Source organism: Flavobacteriales bacterium, from assembly GCA_019694795.1.
In the GTDB taxonomy this organism is placed as follows: Bacteria; Bacteroidota; Bacteroidia; order Flavobacteriales_D; family UBA2798; genus UBA2798.
Window position 1 is genome coordinate 23,738 of record JAIBBF010000032.1, and the last position, 8,119, is coordinate 31,856.

9 protein-coding genes and 1 tRNA gene are annotated in these 8,119 nt (G+C 41.6%); 2 read left to right on the forward strand and 8 right to left on the reverse strand.

Annotation, left to right across the window (positions count from 1 at the left end; translation table 11 throughout):
- Positions 1 to 51 precede the first annotated feature (51 nt).
- Positions 52 to 1,875, forward strand: coding sequence for an ABC transporter ATP-binding protein/permease (locus tag K1X56_10310; GenBank protein ID MBX7095107.1), 1,824 nt, complete (start codon positions 52 to 54; stop codon positions 1,873 to 1,875).
- 26 nt (positions 1,876 to 1,901) lie between these two features.
- Here K1X56_10310 and dusB read toward each other — a convergent pair whose 3' ends face one another.
- Positions 1,902 to 2,888 carry a tRNA dihydrouridine synthase DusB gene (gene dusB / locus K1X56_10315; GenBank protein ID MBX7095108.1) on the reverse strand — a complete coding sequence of 329 codons (987 nt, stop codon included), beginning with the start codon at positions 2,886 to 2,888 and terminating at the stop codon, positions 1,902 to 1,904.
- Positions 2,889 to 2,973: 85 nt separating this feature from the next.
- Between dusB and K1X56_10320 the strand changes: the two genes are divergently transcribed.
- A complete protein-coding gene (locus tag K1X56_10320; protein ID MBX7095109.1) occupies positions 2,974 to 3,852 on the forward strand; it encodes a CPBP family intramembrane metalloprotease in 879 nt (292 codons plus the stop codon).
- On the opposite strand, the gene K1X56_10325 is transcribed toward K1X56_10320, so the two are convergent.
- From K1X56_10325 to K1X56_10355, 7 genes are all read right to left on the reverse strand, one after another.
- On the reverse strand, positions 3,833 to 4,516 hold the full coding sequence (locus K1X56_10325) for a biopolymer transporter ExbD (protein MBX7095110.1): 684 nt from the start codon (positions 4,514 to 4,516) through the stop codon (positions 3,833 to 3,835). The two genes, K1X56_10320 and K1X56_10325, sit on opposite strands and share 20 nt — an antisense overlap.
- Before the next feature lie 156 nt (positions 4,517 to 4,672).
- Entirely contained in the window at positions 4,673 to 5,152 is a 480-nt protein-coding gene (locus tag K1X56_10330) for a biopolymer transporter ExbD (GenBank protein MBX7095111.1), read from the reverse strand.
- Positions 5,153 to 5,163: 11 nt separating this feature from the next.
- Positions 5,164 to 5,880, reverse strand: coding sequence for a biopolymer transporter ExbD (locus K1X56_10335; protein MBX7095112.1), 717 nt, complete (start codon positions 5,878 to 5,880; stop codon positions 5,164 to 5,166).
- Between the two features lie 10 nt (positions 5,881 to 5,890).
- Positions 5,891 to 6,367 (reverse strand): hypothetical protein, encoded by a 477-nt coding sequence (locus K1X56_10340; GenBank protein ID MBX7095113.1) that lies wholly within the window; start codon positions 6,365 to 6,367, stop codon positions 5,891 to 5,893.
- A 35-nt stretch (positions 6,368 to 6,402) separates the two neighbouring features.
- Positions 6,403 to 7,224: a MotA/TolQ/ExbB proton channel family protein gene (locus K1X56_10345; protein ID MBX7095114.1), complete on the reverse strand. Its 822-nt coding sequence runs from the start codon at positions 7,222 to 7,224 to the stop codon at positions 6,403 to 6,405.
- 162 nt (positions 7,225 to 7,386) lie between these two features.
- A tRNA-Ser gene (locus K1X56_10350) sits at positions 7,387 to 7,477 on the reverse strand.
- A 108-nt stretch (positions 7,478 to 7,585) separates the two neighbouring features.
- Positions 7,586 to 8,119 (reverse strand): L-asparaginase 1 (locus tag K1X56_10355; protein MBX7095115.1); only part of this gene is annotated, 534 nt, incomplete at its 5' end.

Sequence of the window (8,119 nt, forward strand, 5' to 3'; positions counted from 1 at the left end):
TAGGGAGAAAAGTCCAAGGATAAATTGAGTATCTTGCACCGTCATTACCCAATGAAATTACTTAAGCGCTTATTATTTTACGCCCGGCCTTATCATCATTATTTGCCGGAAAATCTGATTTACACCTTTTTCGGGATAGTATTCGGTTTGCTTAATTTTACCATGCTCATTCCCTTGCTCAACCTTTTATTTGGCACAGCACAGGAATTAGCTCCCGCTCCGGATTTACCCGAGTTTTCATTTAGCATCAGTTACCTCAGCACCCTCTTCAATCATTATTTCCTTTCCATTGCGCACGAAAGCGGAAAAATGGATGCTCTGGGTTTTGTTTGCATCATCATTGGAATTAGCACTTTGCTGGCCAACTTTTTCAGGTACATGGCCATTCGGGTCTTGGTTCGACTTAAACTCTCCATGCTGCAAAAAATACGAATTGCGCTATACGATAAATTATCCGAACAAAGTTTATCCTTTTTTAACCGGAGAAAAAAAGGCGATTTGTTAAGCACGGTTACCAACGATGTACAGGAAATTGAATTTTCGGTAATCAGTTCGTTTCAAACCTTAATGCGCGATCCCTTTATTATATTATCCTACTTCCTGGCCTTATTTTATATTTCGCCATCGCTCACCCTGTTCACTTTATTTTTCTTTCCTGTATCGGGACTAATTATTTCTCAAATTTCGAAGCGACTCAAAAAGAAAGGCTATTTTTCGCAGGAACTTTTAGGTAAAATATTACATACAACCGACGAAACTTTAATTGGAATTAAAATCATCCAAGCCTTTCGTGCGGGCGGATTATTTCGCGAAAATTTCAGAAAACTAAATGGCGATTTTACGCGCAATTCCAAATCATTATTCAACCAACGCGAAATGGCATCTCCCATTTCTGAATTGCTGGGAGTAACGGTGATTATTGTGGTGGTTATGTACGGCGGACATTTAGTCTTAGAAGGCGAATTGGGAGGTTCAACCTTTATCACTTACCTCGCCTTGTATTCGCAAATTCTGCAACCTGCAAAAAACCTTGGAACGGCCATTACGAATATGCAGCGCGGATTAGTTTCTGCAGAACGAATTTTCGAAATACTGGATGCACCGGTTGCCATTAAAGACAAAAACGACGCACAACCTATTAGCGGTTTCCATCACTCCGTGAAGTTTAATCAGGTAAGTTTTGCTTACGACGAGAAAGAAGTGATACGGAATGTGTCGTTCGAAATTGAAAAAGGAAAAATGATTGCGCTGGTTGGACGAAGCGGATCGGGTAAATCGACCCTGGCAGATTTGCTCTTGCGTTTTCAGGACTGCAAAAGCGGATCGGTTACCATTGATGGAGTAGATTTGCGCGACATTCAACTGGATAGTTTGCGTGCACAGATCGGATTGGTTAACCAGGAACCCATTCTGTTTAATGATTCCATTTTTAACAACATCACCATGGGTGCAGCAGGTGCCGATCCGGAAAAAGTAAAAGCGGCTGCTATTTCTGCCAACGCACATGAATTTATTGAACAACTCGATGAGCGTTACCAAAGCAATGTGGGCGATCGCGGTTCACGTTTATCGGGCGGACAAAAACAGCGTATTGCCATTGCCAGAGCATTGTATAAAAATCCTCCGATTTTAATTCTGGATGAAGCCACCTCCGCATTAGATACCGAATCGGAACGTTTGGTACAGGATGCACTGCAACATTTAATGGAAAACCGCACAACGCTGGTTATTGCGCATCGATTAAGCACCATTCAGCATGCGGATGAAATTATTGTAATGGATCAGGGTGAAATTGTTGAACGCGGCAATCACCAGGTGCTTTATGCGAAAAACGGCATGTACAGAAAACTTTGTGATTTACAAAGCTTCAATTAATCAACTAAATTTTTAGTTGAACCCCATTAACCTTCTACGGGAAATGAATCGAGAATAGAATCGAGTATGGAATAAATTATTTCCGGTTCATATTCGGTAACCAGTTTATTTCTGAATTCCTTAAAATGGGGAATGTTGCGGAAGTAATTGGCGTAATGTCTCCGCATTTCCACCACTCCTTCACGTTCACCTTTCCACTTCACGGAAAAATCGAGATGTTCGCGTGCAGCTGCAACTCGTTCGCTGAGATCCGGTGGTGCTAAAAGTTCACCTGTAGCGAGATAATGTTTTACCTCGCGAAAAATCCATGGGTAACCAATGCTTGCCCGTCCAATCATAATTCCGTCCACCCCATATTTTTCCTTCATCAATTTAGCTTTCTGGGGCGAATCGACATCGCCATTTCCGAAAATCGGGATTTTAATGCGTGGATTATTTTTCACCTCACCAATCAAGGTCCAGTCTGCCTCTCCCTTATACATCTGAGCACGGGTTCTTCCATGAATACTGAGCGCCTGAATACCGATGTCCTGAAGCCGTTCTGCCACCTCCAGAATGTTTTTGGTAGAATCATCCCACCCTAATCTCGTTTTAACGGTAACAGGCTTCTTAACCGCCTTTACAACGGCTTCGGTGAGCATTACCATTTTATCGATATTCTTTAGAATCCCTGCGCCTGCATCTTTGCACACGACTTTTTTAACGGGACATCCGTAATTAATATCGATTAAATCGGGATCCGCTCCTTCGCATATTTCGGCTGCCTTCACCATCGCATCGCGTTCACCGCCGAATATCTGAATGCCAATCGGACGTTCATATTCGAAAATATCCAGTTTACGCCGACTCTTCCAGGCATCGCGGATTAATCCTTCGGAGGAAATAAATTCGGTATACATCAAATCCACCCCATGCTTTTTGCACAATGCACGAAAAGGCGGATCACTCACGTCCTCCATGGGAGCCAGCAAGAGCGGAAACTCGCCCAATTCTATATTTCCTATCTTTACCACGTTGTGCAAAATTAGCAAAAGCCGAACAGGGATGAAAACAAGTTTTTTCCGACAGCTGAGTCCGGGCCTACAGATTTTACTCTTAATGATACTGGCTTTGATCTCATTGCTCGTATTTGCCTTTATTTCTTACGCTATATGCAAAGGGATTTATGGAATAAATGTGTTGGACCCCGCTTTTAATCAGCAGCCCGAAATGCCCGGATTTAAAGAAAGTCAGCGCATTCTCATGCTGGCCAATCAACTGGGCTTTTTTTTGGTACCGGCGATCTTACTTCATTTCCTCACCTCCGGTGATGGCAACCCTTTAATACGTATTCAACCTTTTCCGAACCGAAAAGTAATTTTTCACGCAGTAGTTTTGATTTTAAGTTCGCAATTACCGATTAACCAATTACTCATCTGGAATCAGGAAATCGTAAACAGCGGCGTTTTTGGAAATTCGGGAAGCGCTATGATAGAAATGGAAAATCAGGCCAACGAATTAACGGCGGTGTTGATTGGAAACGGTGGTATAATGGACACGTTTATTGCTCTTTTTATTTTCGCATTTATTCCCGCCATTGCCGAAGAGTTTTTCTTTAGAGGCGCTATACAAACCAAGTTTATTGCCTCATTCCGAAACGCGCATTTAGGAATATGGATTACTGCGTTTGTCTTTAGTTTTATCCATATGCAGTTTTTAGGATTTATTCCCCGCTTTATTCTCGGTGCTATGCTTGGTTATGCCTATTTCTGGAGCGGATCATTATCGCTTTCCATTCTGCTTCACTTCCTCAATAATGCACTTGGCGTTATACTCATGTCGCAACTAAACACGGCAGAAAGCGCTTCTCAAGTTCCTGCTTCGGGTGGAATAAGCGCTGTGTTGTGGCTGATTTTCTCGACCATGATTAGTATTGGCGCTTTGTATTTTATCCGAAAGGAATTAAAAGGCGAATCCATCAGTACACCGCAATATTAACCGGCTCCTGCTCTACAATTCGTTGTGGAACAATTACGCGCAATCCCATAATCACTTCGCGGTCTTTTTCTTCCGAAGGTTTTAAATTGTAATAGTTGCGTTTAAAATATTTCTGAGAAGCATCGGCACGGAGGTGATCAATGGCCATTTGAATAGCATCTTGTACCTGCACATACATTTCATAACTGCTTTTGTTATCATGCTTAATGGAAATAACTGCGTCTTTTGATATCATATCGAAAGCACCGATTTGCTGACTTAATTCCAGTTCTTCTTTCCATTTTGCTTCCAGAGCATTTCTGTCGGACTGTGTTTTACCCGAAGCAATTTGTTTTCTGCAATAGGACTCATCCACCAGAACATGCGCAGGTAATTCCGAAGATTTTTTTGGATTCGATAAAAACTCAATGGCTTTACGGTACAAATCACCGGGTGATGCCAATTCGCCATCTACCAACAATTCATCATTCGCATTGATTTGAATTTCCAGAACGTTATTTTGTTCGACCTCAACCAAAGGTTTTTCTTTTGATTTAACCGGTAAAGTCCGGGCAATACCTTCATCGGTATCCATTGTAGTTGTAACGAGGAAAAAAATAAGCAAGAGAAACGCGATATCTGCCATAGATCCCGCATTGATTTCAGAAAGTTTTTTCAGTTTCATATCACACAACTTTTAATTCAGATTAAAAACTTAAGCTGAATACGATTGATTGTGTAATAAATGTTAAACTGTAGCAGAGGTCTTGTGCAGAAAGTAAAAGGCAAAAAAAATCCCGCTTCTATTGAAACGGGATTTTTTATTTAGGAAAAATTCAATTTAGTTCTTTACACGTTTTTTGCTGGTAGAGTAGTTAATTTTTAACGCATCCACCTCACGCAATTCGTGTTTAACACGCGATACGATACCCATGGTTGTTTTTTCGTCGACTTTCAAAGAAGTGGTAACGAAATCGATATCCTTGGGATCTCTTTCTGCACGTTTACGCTGAATGAAACCGCCTACCTCAGTAGCCTGTGTAGCAATTTGGTCGTCCAGCTGAATACGCGGTTCTGCACCATATTGTGAGCGGTACTTAGTAGTTGCGGGACCAATGTAAATATAGTCCACCAACGATTTTTTCTCCAGACGGGTAACCGCTTCTGCTTCCGGTTTTTTCACATCCACTTTCAGGTCGGTTTCACGCATAACTGTGGTAACCATGAAAAAGAACAGGAGCATGAATACGATATCAGGAAGAGAGGCCGTGGAAACTCCCGGTGCACCTTTTTGTCCTGAATCTTTTTTAAACTTCGACATCGTATAAAATTTTAGTAAGCCGGAATGTTTTTCGGTTCTTGTTCTGCGATACGTTGCGGAACGATGGCACGGATAATTTTAATTTTATCCTTATCCTCATCTTTCGATGAACTCCAGTCGGTAAAGTTTTCCTGATAAACTCTTTGCGACCATTCGTTACGCAGGTCGTTGATGGCACCCTGAAGTGCATCTTGTACCTGAACATACATTTTGTAGGAAGTTCCGTTGTCGTTTCGCAATGAAATGATAGCCAACTTAGGAAGTGTTTTAAACGGACCTACTTTTTCGGCAGCCGCTAATTTATCTTCCCATTCGGCGATTTCTGCTTTTAAAATTCCCTGAAGTGAAGGCTCAGCTTTTTCCTGTGCTTCTTTTCTTCTGGAAATTTCTTCTTTACAACGTTCTACCGTAATTTCTTCCATAATTGGAAGTCCTTCGCGGTTGCTTGGGTTGGTGAGGAATTCTTTCGTTTTTTCCTTCAGCTGATCAATCTGTATGTATTCGTTCTCAACAAGCAACTGGTCATTTGCATTTACCAGAACTTCAAATACATCACGTGCATTGATTTCTACCTCCATTTTATAATCCGGTGGTAGCTTTTGCGGAAGGGTACGGACGATCCCCTCATCGGTATCCATGGTGGTTGTCACCAGGAAGAAGATGAGTAGCAGGAAGGCGATATCCGCCATTGAACCTGCATTGATCTCCTCGATTTTTCTTCTTGCCATGGCAAAAAAATTATTTAGAGAAACGCTTAATCAGACTCCAAACTTCTCCTGCAAAAATCAGGAAAATGGTTATCGCTGAAAAAATATACATCAGAATTAAACCTGCATCCGACCATTTAGCGTTGGATGGGGTAAACATGTTCGGATCTTTATACTTCCAGGATTCCAACATGGCATCTGAAGACATAGAGTAAGCAATAAAACAAAGTATTGCAAACAGTGCAAATCCGATGAGGGTAACAATATTCTTTTTAAGGTTAAGAAGAATATTTAAAGCAGCGAACAAGGCCCAGAACACCAGGCTTGAAATCATCAGCGCGTAGGTTAAACGAAGTCCGAAAGAAATCGAACCTTCCGCTGGAATTTGAGCGCCTGTATCCGGATCAACGCCATCTCCTAAAATGATGAGGTAACACACATAGGTTCCTACCAGCATCAGAAGGATTTTTAATCCGCCTAAGATTGATTTTAAAAGTTTTTCACTCATAAGTACTGAGTTTAATCTCTTAACTAAAAGAGAAATTATTTATTAAATACTTTATGCTTAAGCATGATGTCCATGATGGTGATGGAAGAATCTTCCATGTCGTTTACAAGTCCATCAATTTTAGACAAGATGTAGTTATAAAATACCTGAAGGATCATTGCAACGATAAGACCACCTACTGTAGTTAAAAGTGCCACTTTAATACCACCGGCAACAATCGCAGGAGAGATGTTGTTTTCGCGGGCAATCGCATCAAATGCACCAATCATACCGATTACGGTACCAAGGAATCCTAACATTGGAGCAAGTGCAATGAAAAGTGCTAACCAGGTTAAACCGCTTTCGAGCTGACCAGATTGTACTCCACCATAACCAACGATTGCTTTTTCTACGTTGTCCGGACCTTCTTCTACGCGAGCAAGAGCCTGGTAGCAGATTGATGCAATTGGACCACGTGTATTGCGGCAAACTTCTTTAGCAGCTTCAACACCACCGTTTTGTAATGCAGCTTCAATTTTATTCAAAAGTTTTTCTGAATTGGTAGTTGCCATGTTCAGGTAAACAATACGCTCAATACAAATAGCAAGACCTAAAATCAAACAAATCAATACAGGCGCCATCCATTTTGGATCACCTTCAATGAATTGTTCTTTAAGAACCTGGTGGGTTCCAACGCCTTCTTCTTCGGCAGCAGCTTTTTTGTCATCTTTAGCAGGCTCAGCTTTTTTCTCATCCGCAGCAGGAGTAGGATTTTCTGTTACAGGGGTAGAATCGGCCGGTTCTTCTGCCATCACCATGTTGTTGGCTCCAAAAAAGAGCATTCCCGAAAGGGCAATTAATGAAAGTAACTTTTTCATGTTTTACTGATTTGTGTTGAGAACTAGTTTTTCCTTGTTTTTAGTGTTTGGTATTATATTCTGTTTATGCAAAGGACGAATTCCATAAAGGAACGGAGGTCAGTGATCGTTTTTTATTTGGATGCCGTATTGGATAAAATCCATAACAACCAAGTCAAAAACTGGCGGAGAGAGAGGGATTCGAACCCTCGATACCCTTTTGGAGTATACACACTTTCCAGGCGTGCTCCTTCGACCACTCGGACATCTCTCCTCTATCAATGAACTATCATGCAATCGCAAAACAGGTCGGCAAATTACAAAAAAATATCTCAGTCCACCAAACAGAAGTGAATTACCAAATTATTAATTCGTGAATGGTCTAAACGCTGAGTTCTCCGGCAATATTTCGCTGGAAATCACCCTTGAAATCCTTACTTCTGCCGGCCAATAAAAACATCATTTTGCAAACGGCAGCCTCTGTAGTGAGGTCGTATCCGCTAATAACGCCAATGCGTGCCAATGCTGAACTGGTTTCATATTTACCCTGGTCAACCGACCCGCTGGCACATTGCGTGATGTTCACCACCGGGATACCGCTTTTTATAAGCCGCTCTAATTCAGCAATAAACCAGTCCTCCGTTGTAGCATTTCCTGCGCCAAAGGTCTCCAGAATAAGGCCTTTTAAGCCTTCTGTTTGGGCTATTGCCCTTACGAAGTGATAAGATATTCCGGGGAATAATTTGAGGAGGGCGATATTGCTTTCCAGTTGTTTATGGACCTTTAGCGGATGGTTTGCGGGTTTACGGATGGCGCTTAAATCGTAAGCAATGGTAATTCCCGCTTCAGCCAAAAGAGGATAATTACCGGAACTGAATGCGTTAAAATGGTTGGCGCTCACTTTGCTGGTACGGTT